This is a genomic window from Spirosoma knui (genome assembly GCF_054780635.1).
Genome location: NZ_BAAGVY010000003.1, coordinates 213,563 through 232,977, shown reverse-complemented (window position 1 = coordinate 232,977; position 19,415 = coordinate 213,563). Strand labels below are relative to the sequence as shown.

Genomic DNA, 19,415 nt, shown 5'->3' with positions numbered 1-19,415 from the left:
GGAGGAGCAAAACTTGCCGATTAAAACTCCTCCCCTTGTAGGGGAGGTTGGGAGGGGTACAGCTTGGGGAAGGAAGTTTGCAGTATAGTCTTATACCCGCTCTGTGCAGTAGCCTAACTTTTTGGTGGCAGAATAGGGATCTAGGTAACCCTAGTTGACAACAAGAGTTAATAAGAGCGATTACTGGCCAACTGGCCAATTGCTTTAACTGTGAGCGGCTATGGATGAAACACGCGCTACTTCGTGGGTTCAGTTGATGGATTATTTGTACGAAAACGCCTGGACGCCTGAACTGGGCCGGTTTCGGCCGTCGTTTGCGTTTCGTGGACTACCTGATGTCAACTTTACCCTCGATACCTCGCTGATGCGGATGGGCGACGAGTGCGGAAATATTGAAGGACACCTGCTTCGTAATTTTAAAAAATACGCCCTCAACAACGTAGCCGAACGTGACTCGTTCTGGTACTGGCTGTCCGTAGCGCAGCATCATGGGTTACCGACGCGGTTGCTGGACTGGACATTCTCGCCCTACGTAGCACTCCATTTCGTAACGGCAACTCTAGAACTCTATGACCGCGATGGTGCGATCTGGTGCGTTGATTACAAAAAGGTCCACCGCGAATTACCCCATTCATTAACTAAGCTGCTTGACGAAGAAGGGGCCGACGTATTCACCGTCGATATGTTGAGCCAGTTGCATTCGTTGCGAGAGTTTGACGACCTGGCTGATGATTCATTCGCGCTTTTCTTTGAGCCGCCTTCCATCGATGAACGAATTATCAATCAATACGCACTTTTTTCGGTATTATCCAATCCGGCGGTGGGTATGAGTCGATGGCTGGAAACCCGCCCCGATATGTTCCGCCGGGTTGTTATTGATCACCGGTTAAAGTGGGAAATCCGGGATAAGCTGGATCAGGCGAACATAAACGAACGCGTACTATTTCCGGGCCTGGATGGTCTCAGTCGCTGGTTACGTCGGCAATACATTCAACCACGCGCGGCTATGGAAGCACCAGATCAGGAAGTTGTTCAGGATGAACAACAGCAGGCCGCCCCAGATAACGTAAAGGCTGCTGACTACATAGACAGTAGCCAACAGCCTTCTATGAAAACCGAATAACGTTCGTTGGCAATCTACCGGCCGAGCGGCAGCAGATACGCAATCGACAGCATGGCGTTCTGCGGTTTCGTTTGCGAGCCGCCATCGTTCTGCCCCGACACCAGGTAGCTGTACCGGCCTTCGAGCTGAACCTTACCCGGACCAGCCTGCAGGGCAATGCCCAGGCCACCCGTCGCGCCGTAGGCTAACCGACCTTCGTTGGTCATATCGAGAGCCTGCGAGCCTGACTGGCCGCTTTCCAGCGCTGAAACGGTGCCGTTGATTGCATACGTAGCGACCGGACCGGCGTTGATGAACACCCGCAGATTGGGTTGGCCAAACGTAGCTTTCAGGAGAACGGGCACCTCTACTACATTGTACTTAAGTTGAAGATAGTCAGCCCCCGCTGTGAACCGTACTCCGTATTGGGTGTATAAAATCTCGGGCTGGACCGAGAACGACGGACCACCGAAGTTAAAGACAACCCCGCCGTGGAAACCGGTGACGCGGGTAAGTTTTACGCCTTCGCCAACCGACGAGGCATCGACTCCGCCGAAGGTCGACGAGTTACCACCCAGCCGAAAGCCAATGTGAACCCGACTCTCGCTGGTCTGCCTACGTACCGGTTTTGGAGTTGGCGTTGGGCGGCTGGTGGTCGCTGCCTGGGCGGTTGCGAGTGGTGCTGCCGCTGGCTGTTCCTGCACTAACGGAGAAGGGGCCGCGCTGGCGGTGGCTGCTGGCTGAGTTGCTTTCGCTACTGTGGGCGCAGGTTTTGCGGTGGTCGTTGCTTTACGGACTGTTGTTGACCGGGCTGCAACTGATCGCGAAGCCGTGTGCGTTGCTGGTTTGCGCGTGGCGGGTTTAGACTGAGCCGACAAACTGAAGGGCAAAACCGCAAAGGCGAGGAAAGGTATGAATTTGTTCATGAGGTTGTTGTTTACGTCCCCAAAGTTGGTGGATGCCGTGGGGCCAGCCAGCGCCTGCCTGCATGAACTGGAAGAGGAACGGGCTGAACTGAACAAAGGCCACCTTAAAGTGACTTTTAGCGTAAATGGGGTATTTGCCATTTCATCTGGCAACGGCCAACTGTAAAATGACGGATTTTACGATTAGTAAGGGAGTAGACAAACACTAGGTGTTTGTATCATTAACTCAACTACTAGCTGAAAGTAAGACAAGGGCCGCCGTTGCGGTCGATTTGTAAAATGACGATGTAAACCAGCAGCCATTCTCTAAAAACATCCTGATCCGCCTGGTCAGGTTGCCTGGAAAAGGGACGTTTCAGGAGACGGACATGATGCTCAACGTTTAGGTCGACCGCTCCGAAATAGTATCTTGCACCAAAGCGATACGTTTGATGAGTTTACATACGCCCAACCAACTACTGCTAACGAATCAAGGTGCCAGAAAAGTGACCAGGGCAACCACCAGGGTGGTCAGCAGATTGGATGTGATCCGATGGTTAGTCTTCCTGTTCCAGCTAGCCTGTTTTGTTGGAGTATCCAGTTATTATGCAGTTAGTCAGCAACTTTCATCGGCCGCCCGGATTAGTCTGATCACCTACGGACCGGGAGACGATGATATTTCATCCCGTTTTGGTCACACCGAAATTCGCCTTGTTGATCCGATACTCGGCATCGATCAGAATTACAGCTATGGAGGGTTTAATTACAGGGCAAGCTGGTTCATTCCAAAATTCTTGAGTGGCACTTTGTCCTACTATGTGGAGGTCCATCCTTTACGTGAAGTGGCGTATTATTATCAACAGACAAATCGCAGCATTCAGGAGCAGCTGTTGAATCTCTCGGCCACCCAACGTCAGCGACTCATTGATGCTTTAGAGACGAATTGTTTAGCTCAAAACCGGTACTACCGCTACAAATTCTACTACGACAACTGTGCTACACGGCCCCGCGATATGATTGCCGATGCTTGTGGAGACAGTCTGATGATTCCCCACCGACTACGCATGACGGGTAAGTCGTATCGGGATTGGATGAATGAGTATTTGACGGCGCAGCCTTGGTACCAATTGGGGATGAACCTGGCTTTAGGAAAACCGTCTGATCAACAAACCGATGGCTGGCAGGCCATGTATCTGCCCGATCAGTTGGCTGACCAACTACGTCAGGCGACCATCAGGCAGTCTACTGGGCAGGTGATACCACTCATACAACGTGAACAAACGCTGTTCGCAGCCCAGAAGATAGTACATCAGCCGACTCCCTTTGTTGCAACTCCCATTGTTGTATTTACCCTGTTAAGCATACTAGTGACTGGCTTAAAGGTACGGCGTTATGTCAGTGGCAAGAAAGCTGACCGCTGGCTGGATCGGCTCTTATTTGGTGTGTCGGGCTTTCTAGGCTGGTTTTTACTAGTATTATGGATGATAAGAGATGATGGCGTTACGTCCTGGAATCCAACTCTGTTGGTTTTAATGCCACTTCATCTGCCATTCGTTTTTTGGGTTACCCGGTCAAGTGCGACGTTGCGACTACGCGCCATATATTTTGGAATCACGGCCTTATTTATTGGGCTGGGCATGGCTCTATCGAAGATACCGGGAGGGGTTGATATCGTCTATCCTCTCATGTTATTGGTTCGTTGTCTGGTTAATTGTCAACCCGTCTTAACCAGGAGCCAGGTACACACCCAGGTTACTTAACAGCTGCCGTTCTCCCAAAGTCAAGTGTATCCGCTTTCTTCTCGAACAATACTTCACTCGCGTAATATGGACTGTTTAGAAATAAATGACTGACCTTATCCACATTGCAGAATGGGTTTGTTGTGGATAAGATCAGTACGTAGCCCGTCCGCCGGATAGGTCGAAAATGAAGCCTGTAGTAAAACTCGCTTCTGCCGAGACAATCCAGGACGCCAGGGCTGCCACTTCGTCTACGGTGCCCAGCCGCTTCATCGGAATTTTGGCTGTCATGTAGGCCAATTGCTCAGGTGCGGTGTTTTCGTTCATGGCGGTTCTGATCACGGCTGGAGCCAGTCCGTTCACCGTAATGCCGGTTTCGGCGTACTCTTTCCCGATGCCTTTGACCAGGCCAATAACGCCTGCTTTCATGGACGAATACCCGGCCATGAACGGATTGCCTTCTTTACCGGCAATGGACGCCAGGTGAAGAATTCGGCCGTAGTTCGCCTTCTCCATCACCTGAATAGCGTACTTCGTCACCAGAAAAGCCCCGCGCAAATTGATCTGGTAAACCCGGTCGTACTCGTCTACCGAATAGTCGGTGATTTTAGTACTGGTCGGGCCTACGATGCCGGCGGAGTTGACCAGAATGTCCAGACGGCCATAGGTTGTTTCTACCGCCTGCATGACTTCCCGCACCGGCGTTTCCTGGGCTATATCCACTACGTGACCGCTCACGGTATAACCCTGCTGGGTAAACTCGCCAACGGTACGTTCCAGTAACGCCTGATTGATGTCGAACAACACGACAAGGGCACCTTCCGAAGCGAGTCGGCTGGCAATAGCTTTTCCGATGCCTTCGGCCCCGCCCGTAATCACTGCAACCTGATTTAGAAATCGTGCTGACATAAACTGAATTGTGAATTAACGTATTGATTGTGATATATTGGATGCCTGAAAATAGGACTGTAGTCGTCGGACCGGATCGCCAACAAGTCGGCTGCCATAGTCGGGTGTCTGATCTATAGAAGCCAAAATATCGTAACGGCTTACTCAAACGTTATATCAATTATTAACGAAGCGTTAGGAGTAATTGCCATAGCTCCACCGCTTTGTTATACCGGAGAATATAAAACATAAATCACAAACATTCCGATACTAGCCTATAGCGAAACGACGTATCATGGTTAAGCCTGCTCAGTATACATACTTGCTCGGAGCTTGCCTTTTAGGCCTCCTGAGCTTTACGGCAAAGTTTGGAGAAACATTGGATGACGGCCCGTCGCCCGCGCTTACCCCCGCTCAGGAATTATCGACGTTTCAACTGGAGCCCGGCTTAAAAATACAACTGGTTGCAGCTGAGCCGATGGTTCAGGACCCTGTAGTCATTACGTTCGATGAAGACGGTCGGCTTTGGGTCGTTGAAATGCGCGGCTTCATGCCAACCATCGACGGTGAAGGCGAAAAGGAGCGGGTTGGCCGCATTTCGATCCTGGAAGATAAGAACGGCGATGGCGTTATGGATGCCAGTACCGTATACCTCGATAGTTTAGTGATGCCGAGGGCGCTGGCCCTGATTCCGGGTGGAGCGCTGGTGGCCGAAAACGAAGCCCTCTGGCTGACAAAAGACCTGAACGGTGATCTGAAAGCCGATACGAAAGTCCTTATCGATCAGAAATACGCCGGGGGAGGATTACCCGAACACGCCGGTAATGGACTGTGGCGGAGTATGGACAACTGGTACTACAACGCCAAATCGCGCCTGCGGTACCGACTGACCGAAGCCGGAACATGGCAGCGGGACTCTACCGAGTTTCGCGGGCAGTGGGGCATTAGCCACGACGACAAAGGGCGGCTGTTTTATAATTACAACTGGTCGCAGCTGCACGCCGATCTGGTTCCGCCGAACTATTTATCCCGCAATAAAAACCATACGCCAACGACCGGCATCGATTATGGCGTCACAACTGACCGGCGCATTTACCCGATACGTCCCAACCCGGCGGTGAACCGCGGCTATATACCCGGTACGCTCGATGACAAAGGCAGTCTGCTGGAATTTACGGCGGCCTGTTCACCGCTTGTCTACCGCGGCAAGGCCCTGCCTGCGGCTTTTTACGGCAATGCGTTTGTGTGCGAACCCGCCGGTAATCTCGTAAAACGGAACGTAGTAGACGAGCAGGGCGTGTTGATGACCGCCCGCGATCCGCATCCCGGCCGGGAGTTTCTGGCCTCGACCGATGAACGGTTCCGGCCGGTGAACCTCGCCACCGGCCCGGATGGTGCGCTTTACGTAGCGGATATGTACCGGGGACTGGTGCAGCACGGGGCCTACATTACGCCTTACCTCAAAGAACAGACCCTGGCGCGTAAGCTGGTGCTGCCGGTAAACCGCGGCCGAATCTGGCGAATTGTACCCGAAAACTGGCAGCCGTCCAGCCCTAAGAAATTATCTAAAAGCGCAACTCCGGAGTTGGTTGGCTATTTGTCGAACCCCGACGGCTGGTATCGCGATATGGCCCAGCGGCTGCTGGTTGAACGTAACGACAAAAGCGTACAGCAGGCGCTTACCGACCTGGCCACGAAAGGCGATAATCCGTTGGGACGATTCCATGCCTTATGGACGCTGGACGGTCTGAAGTTGGGTCGGGCTGAGGTGCTGATGCCCTTACTTACGGATCAAAACGCCCTGGTTCGGACAACGGCCCTACGGTTACTCGAACCCATCGCCAGCGCCGACAGGCAGGTGCAGACCCGGGTGGGCGAAATCCTGCTGGCAAACTGGGAGAAAGCACCCGTTGAGCAGATTTTACAAATGGCGCTTTCGGCCCAGGCGCTGGCTCCGAAAGCCGCTCAGCCGTTATTAACGGGTATCGTGGAGCGGTATGGCGATATGGCGTTGATTCGTGATGCTGCGCTGAGTAGTCTGCAAAATCAGGAATTTGCTTTTCTACAGCACCTGTGGACGTCGCCGAAGTGGCAGGCGAACGACCCGAACAAAGAAATATTTCTGGAAATGCTGAGTACGGCAGTGGTACGTAAGCGAAATCCCACCGAAATGACGGCCCTGCTGACGATGCTCGATGGTGACCGGAAATCGTTCGGTTGGCGGCAGAACGCCTTGTTGAACGGCCTAACAACCGGAACCGACCGTAAAGCAAAACCGATAAAACTGGCTGCTGCGCCCTTGATCATGACTCGTGCGTCGAACAAGGTTGATCCGTCGAAGCTCCTGGCACTTAATACGCTTTTTGAGTGGCCGGGGCATACGGCTCAGGCTGGTGTTGCGGTGAAAAAAAATCAATTAGGTCCCGACGACCAAAAGCTGTTTGCCTTGGGGCGGCAGCACTACCTCACCACCTGCGCGGGTTGCCATGGTACCGACGGGAACGGCCTGAAGCGGTTTGCTCCACCACTGAACGGCTCTGAATGGGTAACCGGTGACGAAAAACGGCTGGCGCTCATTCTGCTGCATGGCATGGAAGGACCGATCGACGTAGCGGGCAAGCATTACGATGCGCCGGATATATTGACCGTCATGCCCGCGCACTCGACCATGGACGACGCGGTTATTTCCTCGATTCTGATGTATATCCGCAACGCCTGGACCAACGACGCCGGTCCGATCAGCAAACGATTGGTTGGCATGACCCGCGTTACGTCGCAGGGGCGGGTTGTTCCCTGGACGGCTAAAGAATTGACGAAGCAGACGGTGGAAGCAAAAGCCACCAGCGGAAAGTAACCGCTCCCTGTTCGTACGAACTAAACAAGACCTTAACCCTTACTCGAATGTACAGACGAGCGTTTTTGCAGAAGGCCTCTGTAGGTGTAGCCGCCCTTTCTTTTCCTGACTTCTCGGGATTTTTTAAAGATGTGCCGATGGGTATTGTCGTGCACTCGTACGGGATGCGGTGGAACTCTAAGGTGGAAAGCAGTAAATATCCCGCTTTTGCTAACGCCATCGACCTGATCGAGCACTGCCACCAGTTAGGTGCAGGTGGGGCGCAGGTGGTAGTGGGCAACTGGACGACTGATTTCGCCAAAAAAGTACGCGACCGACGGGAAAAGCTGGGCCTGTACCTCGAAGGATCTATCGGGGTACCCAAAAACGCTGGGGATGTTGCCCGCTTCGAGCAGGAAGTAGCCAATGCCAAGGAGGCCGGTGTACATATTTTGCGAACCGTTTGTTCCAGCGGTCGGCGCTATGAGACGTATCACTCAGCCGAGGAGTTTCAGACGGTGAAGAAAAATGCCCTGGCGTCGCTTCAACTGGCCGAACCCGTTTTGCGGAAGCACAAAGTTAAACTGGCCGTCGAGAATCATAAAGACTGGCGGGCGAAGGAGCTAGCCGCTATGATGAAACAGCTCAACTCGGAATGGATCGGCGTTACGCTGGATTTTGGCAACAGCATCGCCCTGCTCGAACATCCGATGGAAGTGGTGCAGACGCTGGTGCCTTACGTAGTGTCTACCCACGTAAAAGACATGGGAGTAGAGGAGTACGCCGATGGGTTTCTGCTGTCGGAGGTACCCTTAGGCGAGGGAATCCTTGACCTGCCGAAAATGATTGCGCTTTGCAAACAGCACAATCCCAACGTAACGTTCAACCTGGAGATGATCACCCGCGATCCGTTGGAAATCCCGTGCCTCAAAGACGACTACTGGGCTACGTTTACCGACGTATCGGGCAACGATCTCGCCCGGACGTTGCAGATGGTTCGCCACCATAAGCCCGCAACTGCGTTACCCCGAATCGCTAAACTGGGGCCCGAAGATCGGCTGGCCGCTGAGGAGAATAACATCGTTTCCTGCCTTACGTACAGCAAAGACCGATTAGCGATCCGGTAAGCGCAGCCGAAGCAACTCTACGCAAACTAATTTTCGAACTTGAATCACGTAGCCCAGTAGCTACGTAGTGAACAACTTTATCTAGTACCCGCATGACTACAGAAACCCTTCCAGGCATTAATCAATTCAACTTACAAGGAAAAGCGGCCATCGTTACTGGCGGATCAAAAGGACTGGGCTTTGCCATGGCCGCTGGCCTGGCCTCGGCCGGTGCAAACCTGATGCTGGTCAACCGCACCGCCGAGGAGGGTGCGAAAGCCGCCGAGCAGCTAAGTCAGCAATATGGCATCAACGCTATTTCCTTCCCCGCCGATATTACGCAGCAGGACCAGACCGAAGCTATGGCAAAGGCTGCCGTAGCGGCTTTTGGCCAGATCGATATCCTCATCAACAGCGCGGGGATTAACATTCGGGGTGCTATTGATGAACTGACCGCCGACGAGTTTACCAAAGTGTTGACGGTGAACGTAAACGGTACGTGGTTGTGCTGCCGAGCCGTTACGCCCTATATGAAACAGAACGGCCGGGGCAGCATCATCAACCTGGCGAGTACGCTGGGCTTGGTCGGGTTAGCGAACCGAACCCCTTACACCGCCAGCAAAGGGGCCGTTGTGCAGATGACCCGTGCCCTCGCGCTGGAACTGGCTCCGTTCAACATCAATGTCAATGCGATTTGTCCTGGACCTTTTCTAACGGAGATGAATGCGCCCATTGCCGACACCGAAGAAGGTAAGAAGTTTGTGGTTGGCGCTACGGCCCTGGGCCGGTGGGGACTGATGCGCGAGATTCAGGGCGCGGCTATCTTCCTGGCCAGCGAAGCCGGGAGTTACATGGTTGGCTCCATGCTCACCGTCGACGGGGGCTGGACGGCCCGTTAATCACTCAGAAGACCTAAAAAGACCCGTAACACGCCCTAACCCCCTTCACTATGGAACAGACAACCGGGAAAACTAAACCCACCCGCGTCCGGTACGCAATGCTGGCGCTCGTCTTCGTAAACGTAGCCATTAATTACCTGGACCGGGCGAACATTTCGGTGGCCGCTACGGCGCTGGGTAAAGACCTGGAACTGTCCACGGTTGAATTGGGCTATATTTTCTCCGCGTTTGGCTGGGCTTATGCCGCGCTGCAAATTCCGGGTGGACTGATTGCCGATCGGTTTGGTCCCCGGATTCTGTATGCATTCTGTCTGATCACCTGGTCGATTGCTACGCTGGCTCAGGCTATTGCCAACGGCTTTCTGAGTTTATTCGCGCTTCGGTTGGCCACCGGTACGTTCGAAGCGCCTTCGTACCCCATCAACAATCGGGTCGTAACAAGCTGGTTTCCCGATAACGAACGAGCCTCCGCTATTGCCATGTACGTGTCAGGACAGTTTATCGGACTGGCGTTTCTGACGCCCGTGCTGGCAACGATTCAGTATTACGCGGGCTGGAAAGGGTTGTTCATAACGACAGGTCTGGTGGGTATCGTTTGGGGGCTGGTCTGGTATTTTTTCTACCGAGATCCACTGGACCACGACGGGGTAAATAAGGCCGAACTGGACTACATTGAAGAAGGTGGAGGGTTAATTCGCGCCAGAGAGCAGCGGCCGGGTCAGGCTTCGGTATGGAGCTGGAGTAACTTCAGACAGGTTTTTTCAACCCGGACACTATGGGGTGTTTACATTGGTCAGTTTTCTGTTAACGCTACGCTTTGGTTCTTCCTGACATGGTTTCCAACGTATCTGGTTAAGTACCGGGGGCTGGATTTTATTAAGTCGGGTTACCTGGCGTCCGTGCCGTTTCTGGCTGCCTGTGCCGGTTTGCTCCTATCCGGGTTTATCTCGGATCGGCTGGTTCAGCAGGGGCGGTCGGTGGGTATGGCCCGTAAGACACCGATCATTATTGGGTTGCTGTTATCGGTGAGCATTATCGGCGCCAACTACAGTAACGATACCGCCCTGATCATCTTCTTTATGGCGCTGGCCTTCTTCGGTTCGGGTATGGCTCTGATCTCCTGGGTGTTCGTTTCCATCCTGTCACCCCGACATCTGATCGGCTTAACTGGGGGCGTCTTTAACTTCATGGGCAACCTAGCGTCTATTGTGGTTCCAATTGCCATTGGGTATCTCGCTAAGGACGGTGACTTCAAACCGGCTCTGGTATTTATCGGAGCGCTGGGACTGGTTGGTGCCTGCTCCTATATATTCCTGGTTGGCAAGGTGGAACGGGCAACGGTTACCGGCGAAAAAGCCGACGCGTTGCTGTCTACACGGGAATAAATTCAAAAGTTACCAAAAATAATTGTGACTTAAATCTGTTGTATCCAGATGCGCTGGATTCATATCTAAATGATTCATTATCAGTAGGTGAACAAATGCGCTTATGAATAATGGAAGCTATAACTGATTACGTAGTGAATAAATACGCTACGTTGAGAAGTACCGTCTAGTAAATATTTTGAATCTAAATTTACCTTTTCCAGTCTAAAGTAAATACAACTCAAAAGAGTTGTTGATTAACCTACCAAACCACGATTTTATTAACATCCATGGCCGCTACCCTGACCGACGAAGAATTGATTCGCCAATATCTGTCGGAGGATCCCAGTCAATGTTTTGAGACCCTGTATAATCGCTACGTAAATAAGGTGTACAGACGTTGTTTGTCTATGACGCAGGACTCGGCACTCGCCAAGGATTTTACGCATGACATCTTCATCAAGGTATTCAGCAAACTAGGTAACTTCAAAGAGCGTTCGACCTTTTCAACCTGGTTACACGCCATATCATCCAACTACTGTTTAGATCAGCTTCGGGTTGCCAAACGGCGCAATACGGTTGCGTTCGATACCGACGATGATCATGATCTTGCCGATTCAGACGATGCCCTGCAGCAACAGGAAACGTTACATCTGCTTAATCAGGCCATGGCGAAACTGTCGACGGAAGAAAAAGCAATGCTTCAACTGAAATACGAGAAAGGATTGAGCATTGATGCCATTGCGGAGCAGTATAATATTAACCCCAGCGCCGTAAAAATGCGGCTCAAACGAAGCCGGGATAAGGTCTACCGGATGTGTGAGCAGCAGTTGGCCCAATAAGTCAGGCCATCAAGGTCATTATTCAGTTGAGGTCAAACTCGTTAGCACTGCACCGTTCAATTGCTGGGGCTGAACTGGTAGTTAAGTTTTGGACTGCTAAGGTCGTTCATCTGGATATAGCCTGTCCCCCTGGCTGTCGATAAATCAATATCGATGCGACTGTCCAGAATACCGGCTTGCGTTAGCGTCTGTTCAATGCCCTTCCCATCCGTCAGGTTAATTTGAATCGCTTTGCCACTGACCTCACCCACCCGCCCGAAATGTGTGGGTCACACTACTGGGGGTCGTGTATACCATGAACGTAATAATTGTGACCGTACCTTCGGCTATATGTACAACTGGATAGCCTTTATTGATACTAGTCCAGGTAGTTGTTCCGGTACGGCCATGAATCGCCGACGAGGCTTGCAAAATCTGCCCCGTACTTAACCGGTACGTTGAGTTGATCGATAACCACAGCGTCTCGTCGTCGAATACGAGCGGAATGTCTAGTCGTGTGGAGGTAATATCGCGATCATCGAAAATTGCCGGATCACAGGGATCATCCCAGGGGCTAAAGCCGCAGTCTCCTAGTGGTGATTTTGCCCCGGAAGTTGGCTTCGGAATGAGTTGACCATGTGTCATTAACAGATCAATTAATGATTTATTTCCGCTAAAGGCGGCCATTGCTCGTAGGTAAGGCCAAGTCACAATCCGTTTTGGAACGTCTTTGCCAGCTGCGTTACGTTCGGATTGTGGTAAGGCTTCGTTTGGACATCCGACGAAAACCAGTATGAAGAACACTGATAGATAACGCATTTTTCCGTGTGAGGCCGTTTTCCAACAAGTCATTGTCGATCCCGAATACAGCCGTAAGATACAGCGGTTACCCGAGTTTTCTTGTAGGGAATTGGCCGACGTTACGTGTCGATACGGCCTTCAGCTGAACGTATCGCATCTGGTTCATTCGGACTGGTTGATTGACCTGATGACGTCCCGTATACAGAACCCCTAATCCAACCCGTTCGATGTCAAGTGGGCTGGATTAGGGGTTTTGGTATGGTAAACAGGCAGGTAGCTACCGTTCTGGCGTAGCAAACGCATAAAGGGGGTGCCGCTAGAGCGTATTTACATAGACGATTCTACGGTTATCAGCCGACTTTTATCTACGGGCTTTGGAGTAGCAATTTTTATTTCCCGTACGATCGTGTCCAGTCCGTTCGATACCGTTAACAGGTAATCCCCATCGCTTAAATCCGTTAAGTCCAGCGCTAAGCGAATTTTGGTTTCTACCGGATTCAGGATTCGCTCAAAAAGCACATTTCCACTCCGGTCGTTTAAGTGAATGTATACTTGTCCGCCCAGTTGCTTGTCTACGTTTACATTCAGCTTTGTATTGTTTGTCGACAGGTACGCCGACATTTGGTAACGAGCGAGCCGGGTCGGGTGAGGGGTGCGCGTGTAACCCTGCATGTCAGGAGTTGCTGCGGTTGCCGAGCTAAGGCTGAGGGTGATGATCAGGAGGCCAAAAAACGTATTCATCGGACTTATATTTTGAGGAGGTTAGCAAGTGCATCTGAAACGAAATGGATGCCTTAAAGACAAGCGCCTGACTTACTCTATACGCTTATTGGGTTAAAGGGTCATATTACTCCATGAGTGGTATTTGTTAGAACGCCACGTAACATGCTTAGCGAAAGTACTTTATCAATACCCAACGGCAACAGCGTAGTACCGAGTAATATTCTATTAATGCAAAACCGCAGGAAGACGCCGAGTCAGCGTCTTCCTGCGGTTTTGACGTAGCAAATAAGTAGTGAGAGGGGCCGTCCCCCGTTACTTCATCGGCGAATAATCGGTTGGTTTCATGTATACCGATTCGACTTTGGTGGTCAGCGGGCCATTCTTTTCGGACTCTTCTTTCGCCTTCACCCATTTCGGATCTTTACGGAACTCGTCGAAATGCTGTTTGCCTTCGGCTTCGCTGGGGTGAGCCAGAATATAGACCAGCTTGGGTTGTGCCGCCGGATCTTTTTCCTGGGTGATCCAGTAGCCAATGTTCGTCATGCCGTGCTTACTGAACAGTTTCCGGGTATGGTCACGAAACCGGGCGAGCAGATCATTCAGTTTGCCAGGAGCTGCGGTGTAGGTCCGTAGTTCGAACGTCCGCTCGGGCGATTGCTGTTTGACTTTGATGGCGGGTGACAAATCTGACTCAGTCATAAAAATCTGATCGACGGAAGCGACAAGCTTGCCGTTCGCTTCTGTTTTGGCAACTACGGCTTTCCACTCCGGATCGCTGCCGAACGCTTTCCATGACGCATCGCGGGCCTCCCGGCTGGGGTACGCCAGAATGTAGATAAGTTCTTTGCGAGCCGTATCGGTGGGAGTCCAGTAACCGATATTCTCCATGCCGTGTTTTTCGAAAATCTTTAAGGTATACTGCCGGAACCGATCGACAATCTCGGCGTACTTGCCCGGCGTTGGGTGATAGATACGTACCTCGTAAAACTTAGAACTTGCTGTAGGCTCGCTGGAAACAGGTTTAACTGGCTTTGGGTTTGCGAACGCAAGCGCGCTGAAGAGTAAACCGAGTGTAAGAAATAGATACCGTTTAGACATAGTTGAATTATGAAGAAAGACAGGTTAGTAAATTACTCCATTTATAATGAATCATAGCTAAAAACGTCGGATACGTGATTCCCTACTTGTAAAACACGGGCTAACTCCTATTTTTGTTAGTCACCCACGGCTTTACTCTAAACTAGTACCTTATGCTGAGTCGCGTTGCCAACTCTGTTTACTGGATGCACCGCTATATCGAACGGGCCGAAAATTACGCTCGTTTTATGAGTGTCAATTTTAACCTGGCGCTCGATCTACCCCCCAACGTCGATCAGCAGTGGGAGCCGTTGCTGATTGCTACGGCCGATAACTACTTGTTTTATCGCTATTACGGTGAGCCCACCCGCGAGAACGTGATCCAGTTTATGACGTTCGATAAGCGCAACCCAAACTCGATTGTTTCCTGTCTGAGCAATGCCCGCGAGAACGCCCGCACCATTCGGGAGGCTATCTCGAAAGAGATGTGGGAGCACCTCAATCAGTTTTATCTGATGGTCCGCGATACGTCGCCCAAGCAGCCGTGGGGTGAAAGCCAGACCCAGAATTTCTTTACCGAAATCCGGAATGGTACGCAGCTTTTCTACGGGATCATCGACGCGACGATCACCCGCAACGACGCCTGGCATTTTGGTCGACTGGGGCGGTTCCTGGAACGGGCTGATAAAACTTCCCGCTTCCTGGACGTGAAATATTTTACCTTACTGCCCGAGGTAGATTCGGTTGGGTCGACGCTCGATCTGATGATCTGGTCGGCGGTGTTGAAATCGGTGAGTGCCTATAATATGCACCGCCAGCAATACCGGATGCTGACGCCGTCGAGCATTGTTGAGTTTCTGATTCTGGATAAGATGTTTCCCCGTGCCGTCGCACATTGCATCCGGCAGGCTGAGTTATCGCTTTATGAAGTTTCTGGCAATAACATCACGCACGGGTTCGGCAATAGTGCCGAACGGACGCTATCAAAGCTGCGGGCCGAATTAGAATTCACCGAAACCGCCGATATTTTCAAAGCCGGTCTGCATCAGTACCTCGATAACTTCCAAACGCGTGCCAACGAAGTAGGGGCAGCTATTTTTCAGACGTATTTCGACCTGAAACCGGTTGAAGCGTAGGCAGGAGAGATTAGGTTGACTAAGGCTGGCTCGTGGTTTGCATAGACAAACTGGCCCTTCGCCAATCGGTAAAGCCACCAAGTCTTACACCATAAGGCAATACCAAGTTTGATTCTGTCTCGTAACGATGCTACGTATACGGAGGCAGAATTAGTCAGGCACAACCGACGCCAGCGATCAGTAAAAGATAGGCAACGTAATGGCCAGGTAGGCCAGGCCAGCCCGGTTCCGGAACCGGTTGTTATCGGCAACTACGTCCCGGTTGCTCACCGTTGTTTCGGAGGTTAGCCACTGATAGCCACCTTTGATGGCAAAGCGCTGACTAATGCGAACGCGGGCGTAGACCTCAGTGGATAAGGTACCGATGTCATTATCGCCAAGCAGCCGCGCGTTGAGGGTGCTGGGGCGGGCCTTTTGAAAAACGTCCTCACCCCGAAAAGGCCGCGTCGTTGCTGAGTCAACCTGGAAGGCACCCGTTGAGGAGCGGTACCGGCCAATCCGGGATTTGCCAAGCGTTAAGCCCAGCACATCGGCGCTGGCCCCGATCTCGACTATACCCAGGTTAAGCTGCGCCCGAACGCCTACATTGAAGGAGGTCATGGTCACGTAATCGTAGCGTACCGTATCGATGTTATTGACAAGTAGCGGAGCGGATAAGGCATTGAAACCGGTTTTGCCGCGGGTGAGCCGGGCGGGCGCGGTGTAGTAATTTATATTGTCGCCGTAGAAAGCGCCCAGGCGAGCTGTCCAGCCAATGGAAAACAGCTTACGTTCGCCAACATTAAGCAGCTGATAATACGCGATTGATGGGTTGTAATTATTGGTAGAATAGCCCATTCCCAAATCAAATCCACTGCTTAGTCGGGCGGCTACCGGTGATTGGGCAAAGGTTTGTAGAGAAAATAAAGTCAATAACGTAATGAGTACGTACTTCATGCAAGCGAATCAGGTTATTCAGGGGGCAAAGATAGTGAAGGAAGTGCAGTAGACGAATAGTTGGCTCGCCTACTGCACCTGATCCATTTATAGATTAGCTCTTCTTCAAGACGATTGCCCCCAGGGGCGGTATGGTAATGCGGATTGACTGCGACTTACCGTGCCACTTCTCGTCTTCGCTTTGCACCGGCTCCGGATTGCCTTTGCCGCTGCCGTAGAACTCGGTCGCATCGCTGTTGAAAACCTCCCGATACGTTCCGGCCGAGGGAACGCCAATGCGGTAGTTCGAGCGGGGAACAGGCGTCATATTCAGGACAATCAATAGGTCGTCGTCCGGATTATTGCCTTTACGGGCGTAGGTAAGCACGCTGTTTTCGCGGTCGGTTGTGTCGATCCATTCAAAGCCATCGGCCGAGAAGTTGCGTTCGTACAGGGCGGGCTCGGTTCGGTAAAGCGTATTGAGTGCTTTCACACAGGCCGCCATGCCTTTATGCGGGGCAAATTCGAGCAGGTGCCAGTCCAGGCTGGCGTCAAATTTCCACTCGGATGTTTGCCCGAACTCGCCACCCATGAACAAGAGCTTTGTGCCCGAGTGGGTAAACATATAGGCGAACAGCAGACGAAGATTGGCGAAACGCTGCCACTCGTCGCCCGGCATTTTACCGATCAGCGAATGTTTGCCGTACACCACTTCATCGTGCGACAGAGGCAGCATGAAGTTTTCGGTGAAAGCGTAGACGGTGCTGAAGGTTAGCTCATCCTGGTGGTACTTCCGGAACGCCGGATCGTTTTTGAAGTAGCGGAGCGTGTCATTCATCCAGCCCATCATCCACTTCATGCCGAACCCAAGCCCGCCCGTGTATACCGGCCGCGATACGCCCGGGAACGCGGTCGATTCTTCAGCAATAGTTTGTACGTCGGGGTACTCCTTGTAAATGGCCTGGTTAAGTTCTTTGATGAGCGTAATAACCTCCAGATTCTCGCGCCCCCCGTACATATTGGGCTCCCACTCCCCGGCATTGCGGGAATAATCGAGGTAAAGCATAGACGCTACCGCATCGACGCGTAACCCATCGGCATGACAGCGATCGAGCCAGAACAGGGCATTACTCAATAAGAAAGAACGTACCTCCGGGCGGGTGTAGTTGAAAATATAGCTTTTCCAGTCCGGATGATAGCCTTTTCGCGAATCGGGGTGTTCGTACAGGTGCGACCCATCGAACTCGTATAAACCGTGCACATCGCCCGGAAAATGGGAAGGCACCCAGTCAAGCAGAACGCCGATACCCGCCTGGTGAAGCCGTTCGATCAGCCGCATGAAATCCTGCGGGGTACCGAAACGACTGCTAGGAGCGTAATAGCCCGTAATCTGATACCCCCAGGAAGGCGCATACGGGTATTGCATGACTGGCATGAACTCGACGTGGGTGAAGCCCATATCCTGCACGTACGGAACCAGTGCATCGGCTATTTCACCGTAGCTCAGTTCCCGTTCGGGGTTACTCGGGTCGCGTCGCCAGGAGGCCATATGCACCTCATAGACGGAAATGGGGGCGTCGAGCGCATTTTTGGCGTGGCGGCTGGCCATCCACTCCTGATCCTGCCACTCGTAGTACGTATCCCATACTACCGAGGCCGTGAGGGGCGGAACTTCCCATCGGTGCGCGTAGGGATCGCCTTTTTCCAGTTCACGGCCACTTTCGTGCACAATAAAATATTTATAGACTTCGCCCCGGCCCGTATGCGGAATAAAGGTTTCCCAGATGCCCGACGAATCCCAGCGAACATTCATGGGGTGACTGCCTTTGTTCCAGCCGTTGAAGTTGCCAATCACCGATACGTAACGGGCCGATGGTGCCCATACGGCGAAGTACGTACCAACTACGCCGTTGTATTCAACAACGTGGGAGCCAAATTTTTCGTAGAGTTTATAATGCGTTCCGCTCCGAAACAGGTGTATATCGAAGTCGGTGAAGCGGGAGTAAGCACCCGACGGAACCGCCGAAGCGGCCTCAGTGGGTGCCTGCTGAGGTACTATGGACTGTACCAACTGTTCAGTGGCCGACGAATCAGGGCCAGTCGGTGGTGTCGTAGTTTTGCGTTTTGCCATTGGTTAGGACGGAGTAGCTACGTTGTTGAACGCGATCAATGCCGGAAAGTTAGAAAAAACTTACCCTTGCGTGTTAAACGCTTTTTCAATTTGTCCCCGCATCATCGTTACGTACCGAGTCGGAAATAAGCGGGTCACCCGATCGATCAACCGGGCATCGGCCCCGATCAGTATACGCGCTTTGCGCTGACGAACCCCGGTCCATATTTGACGGGCGGCTTCTTCGGGAGTAGTTCGGGCGGCTTTCTCGAAGCTGACTGCTGCCTGTTTATGCATCGATTCAGTGACCGATGCACCCCGGCCAACACGCGCATTCGTGGCGATGTTTGTTTTGATACCGCCCGGATGAACGCACGTAACGCCAATGCCAGTGCCGAGCAGTTCCATACGTAACGTATCGGTAAAGCCCCGAACGCCAAACTTAGCCGTGCAATAAGCCGACTGATGCATGACTCCGGCCAGTCCGAACACACTCGATACGTTGACAATATGTCCCTGGTTCTGATCGAGCATATACGGCAAAAAAGCTTTTGTCATGCGGATAACGCCCCAGAGGTTAATGCTGAGTAACCACTCGAAGTCGATCAGGTCGGTCGTGCTGAACGTACCGCTGCCGAGGGCAACGCCTGCATTGTTGACTAAAACCAGCCGCTGGCCCTGCAACGTAGCGATCGTATGGAGAGCGAACTGGTTGATAGCCGATACGTCGGCAACGTCGAGGTGAACGGTGGTTACGTTGCCAGTCGACAGCCGTTTGGTTTGGGCCAAACCCGATTCATTGATGTCCGTTGCCACGACACGGGCACCTTGTTCAGCGGCCTGAATAGTGAGCTGACGGCCAATGCCCGAGCCTGCGCCGGTGATAATTACGGTGGTGTTTTCAAACGAATGCATAGAAAGGTAGAGGTAGGGTCAAAAGATCATCCTGCCGGGCAACGATTTGCCGGGCAGCGGTCTGCACCCGGTGGGATGGCA

General features: G+C 52.3%; 18 protein-coding genes. 9 read left to right on the top strand and 9 right to left on the bottom strand.

The genetic code is table 11. The features are described 5' to 3' along the window. Positions 1-220: 220 nt before the first annotated feature. Positions 221-1,123 (top strand): FRG domain-containing protein, encoded by a 903-nt coding sequence (locus tag ACYVIY_RS09595; protein WP_460976107.1) that lies wholly within the window; start codon positions 221-223, stop codon positions 1,121-1,123. 14 nt (positions 1,124-1,137) lie between these two features. Here ACYVIY_RS09595 and ACYVIY_RS09590 read toward each other — a convergent pair whose 3' ends face one another. Continuing rightward, on the bottom strand, positions 1,138-2,028 hold the full coding sequence (locus ACYVIY_RS09590; protein WP_460976106.1) for a porin family protein: 891 nt from the start codon (positions 2,026-2,028) through the stop codon (positions 1,138-1,140). Between ACYVIY_RS09590 and ACYVIY_RS09585 the strand changes: the two genes are divergently transcribed. Both ACYVIY_RS09585 and ACYVIY_RS09580 read left to right on the top strand, forming a co-directional pair. Beyond that, the gene (locus ACYVIY_RS09585; RefSeq protein ID WP_460976105.1) at positions 2,027-2,194 is read left to right on the top strand and encodes a hypothetical protein; all 168 of its coding nucleotides are present in this window, start codon (positions 2,027-2,029) and stop codon (positions 2,192-2,194) included. The genes ACYVIY_RS09590 and ACYVIY_RS09585 overlap by 2 nt on opposite strands. Positions 2,195-2,459: 265 nt before the next feature. Further along, entirely contained in the window at positions 2,460-3,767 is a 1,308-nt protein-coding gene (locus ACYVIY_RS09580) for a lipoprotein N-acyltransferase Lnb domain-containing protein (protein ID WP_460976104.1), read from the top strand. A gap of 132 nt (positions 3,768-3,899) precedes the next feature. On the opposite strand, the gene ACYVIY_RS09575 is transcribed toward ACYVIY_RS09580, so the two are convergent. Next, positions 3,900-4,655, bottom strand: a complete 756-nt coding sequence (locus ACYVIY_RS09575) for an SDR family NAD(P)-dependent oxidoreductase (protein WP_460976103.1) — start codon at positions 4,653-4,655, stop codon at positions 3,900-3,902. 274 nt (positions 4,656-4,929) lie between these two features. Between ACYVIY_RS09575 and ACYVIY_RS09570 the strand changes: the two genes are divergently transcribed. From ACYVIY_RS09570 to ACYVIY_RS09550, 5 genes are all read left to right on the top strand, one after another. Further along, on the top strand, positions 4,930-7,488 hold the full coding sequence (locus tag ACYVIY_RS09570; RefSeq protein WP_460976102.1) for a DUF7133 domain-containing protein: 2,559 nt from the start codon (positions 4,930-4,932) through the stop codon (positions 7,486-7,488). A 47-nt stretch (positions 7,489-7,535) separates the two neighbouring features. Beyond that, complete coding sequence (locus ACYVIY_RS09565; protein WP_460976101.1) at positions 7,536-8,594, top strand: sugar phosphate isomerase/epimerase family protein; 1,059 nt, start codon at positions 7,536-7,538, stop codon at positions 8,592-8,594. 92 nt (positions 8,595-8,686) lie between these two features. After that, entirely contained in the window at positions 8,687-9,472 is a 786-nt protein-coding gene (locus ACYVIY_RS09560) for an SDR family NAD(P)-dependent oxidoreductase (RefSeq protein WP_460976100.1), read from the top strand. A gap of 50 nt (positions 9,473-9,522) precedes the next feature. Further along, positions 9,523-10,857 carry an MFS transporter gene (locus ACYVIY_RS09555; protein ID WP_460976099.1) on the top strand — a complete coding sequence of 445 codons (1,335 nt, stop codon included), beginning with the start codon at positions 9,523-9,525 and terminating at the stop codon, positions 10,855-10,857. 269 nt (positions 10,858-11,126) lie between these two features. Beyond that, positions 11,127-11,678, top strand: a complete 552-nt coding sequence (locus ACYVIY_RS09550) for an RNA polymerase sigma factor (protein WP_460976098.1) — start codon at positions 11,127-11,129, stop codon at positions 11,676-11,678. A 56-nt stretch (positions 11,679-11,734) separates the two neighbouring features. Here the strand turns inward: ACYVIY_RS09550 and ACYVIY_RS09545 are convergent, their stop codons facing one another. The 4 genes from ACYVIY_RS09545 to ACYVIY_RS09530 form a co-directional block, all read right to left on the bottom strand. Next, complete coding sequence (locus ACYVIY_RS09545; protein ID WP_460976097.1) at positions 11,735-11,929, bottom strand: hypothetical protein; 195 nt, start codon at positions 11,927-11,929, stop codon at positions 11,735-11,737. Then, positions 11,922-12,476: a hypothetical protein gene (locus tag ACYVIY_RS09540; protein WP_460976096.1), complete on the bottom strand. Its 555-nt coding sequence runs from the start codon at positions 12,474-12,476 to the stop codon at positions 11,922-11,924. Before ACYVIY_RS09540 ends, ACYVIY_RS09545 begins: the two co-directional genes overlap by 8 nt. A gap of 309 nt (positions 12,477-12,785) precedes the next feature. Then, the gene (locus ACYVIY_RS09535) at positions 12,786-13,199 is read right to left on the bottom strand and encodes a hypothetical protein (RefSeq protein WP_460976095.1); all 414 of its coding nucleotides are present in this window, start codon (positions 13,197-13,199) and stop codon (positions 12,786-12,788) included. A gap of 294 nt (positions 13,200-13,493) precedes the next feature. Then, positions 13,494-14,279 (bottom strand): NIPSNAP family protein, encoded by a 786-nt coding sequence (locus ACYVIY_RS09530; protein WP_460976094.1) that lies wholly within the window; start codon positions 14,277-14,279, stop codon positions 13,494-13,496. Positions 14,280-14,431: 152 nt separating this feature from the next. On the opposite strand from ACYVIY_RS09530, the gene ACYVIY_RS09525 reads away from it, so the two are divergent. Beyond that, positions 14,432-15,394, top strand: coding sequence for an alpha-E domain-containing protein (locus ACYVIY_RS09525; RefSeq protein WP_460976093.1), 963 nt, complete (start codon positions 14,432-14,434; stop codon positions 15,392-15,394). Positions 15,395-15,571: 177 nt separating this feature from the next. Here ACYVIY_RS09525 and ACYVIY_RS09520 read toward each other — a convergent pair whose 3' ends face one another. From ACYVIY_RS09520 to ACYVIY_RS09510, 3 genes are all read right to left on the bottom strand, one after another. Continuing rightward, positions 15,572-16,330 (bottom strand): hypothetical protein, encoded by a 759-nt coding sequence (locus ACYVIY_RS09520; RefSeq protein ID WP_460976092.1) that lies wholly within the window; start codon positions 16,328-16,330, stop codon positions 15,572-15,574. Between the two features lie 94 nt (positions 16,331-16,424). Continuing rightward, positions 16,425-18,440 (bottom strand): 1,4-alpha-glucan branching protein GlgB, encoded by a 2,016-nt coding sequence (glgB, locus tag ACYVIY_RS09515; protein ID WP_460976091.1) that lies wholly within the window; start codon positions 18,438-18,440, stop codon positions 16,425-16,427. 60 nt (positions 18,441-18,500) lie between these two features. Then, positions 18,501-19,334, bottom strand: coding sequence for an SDR family NAD(P)-dependent oxidoreductase (locus ACYVIY_RS09510; RefSeq protein ID WP_460976090.1), 834 nt, complete (start codon positions 19,332-19,334; stop codon positions 18,501-18,503). Positions 19,335-19,415: the final 81 nt, after the last annotated feature.

Coding starts and splice junctions, on each gene's coding strand:
- ACYVIY_RS09555 (WP_460976099.1), top strand. CDS start 9,523: ATGGAACAGACAACCGGGAAAACTAAACCCACCCGCGTCCGGTACGCA.
- ACYVIY_RS09540 (WP_460976096.1), bottom strand. CDS start 12,476: ATGCGTTATCTATCAGTGTTCTTCATACTGGTTTTCGTCGGATGTCCA.
- ACYVIY_RS09510 (WP_460976090.1), bottom strand. CDS start 19,334: ATGCATTCGTTTGAAAACACCACCGTAATTATCACCGGCGCAGGCTCG.
- ACYVIY_RS09520 (WP_460976092.1), bottom strand. CDS start 16,330: ATGAAGTACGTACTCATTACGTTATTGACTTTATTTTCTCTACAAACC.
- ACYVIY_RS09565 (WP_460976101.1), top strand. CDS start 7,536: ATGTACAGACGAGCGTTTTTGCAGAAGGCCTCTGTAGGTGTAGCCGCC.
- ACYVIY_RS09570 (WP_460976102.1), top strand. CDS start 4,930: ATGGTTAAGCCTGCTCAGTATACATACTTGCTCGGAGCTTGCCTTTTA.
- ACYVIY_RS09575 (WP_460976103.1), bottom strand. CDS start 4,655: ATGTCAGCACGATTTCTAAATCAGGTTGCAGTGATTACGGGCGGGGCC.
- ACYVIY_RS09530 (WP_460976094.1), bottom strand. CDS start 14,279: ATGTCTAAACGGTATCTATTTCTTACACTCGGTTTACTCTTCAGCGCG.
- ACYVIY_RS09535 (WP_460976095.1), bottom strand. CDS start 13,199: ATGAATACGTTTTTTGGCCTCCTGATCATCACCCTCAGCCTTAGCTCG.
- ACYVIY_RS09560 (WP_460976100.1), top strand. CDS start 8,687: ATGACTACAGAAACCCTTCCAGGCATTAATCAATTCAACTTACAAGGA.
- ACYVIY_RS09585 (WP_460976105.1), top strand. CDS start 2,027: ATGAGGTTGTTGTTTACGTCCCCAAAGTTGGTGGATGCCGTGGGGCCA.
- ACYVIY_RS09580 (WP_460976104.1), top strand. CDS start 2,460: ATGAGTTTACATACGCCCAACCAACTACTGCTAACGAATCAAGGTGCC.
- ACYVIY_RS09525 (WP_460976093.1), top strand. CDS start 14,432: ATGCTGAGTCGCGTTGCCAACTCTGTTTACTGGATGCACCGCTATATC.
- ACYVIY_RS09595 (WP_460976107.1), top strand. CDS start 221: ATGGATGAAACACGCGCTACTTCGTGGGTTCAGTTGATGGATTATTTG.
- ACYVIY_RS09590 (WP_460976106.1), bottom strand. CDS start 2,028: ATGAACAAATTCATACCTTTCCTCGCCTTTGCGGTTTTGCCCTTCAGT.
- ACYVIY_RS09550 (WP_460976098.1), top strand. CDS start 11,127: ATGGCCGCTACCCTGACCGACGAAGAATTGATTCGCCAATATCTGTCG.
- glgB (WP_460976091.1), bottom strand. CDS start 18,440: ATGGCAAAACGCAAAACTACGACACCACCGACTGGCCCTGATTCGTCG.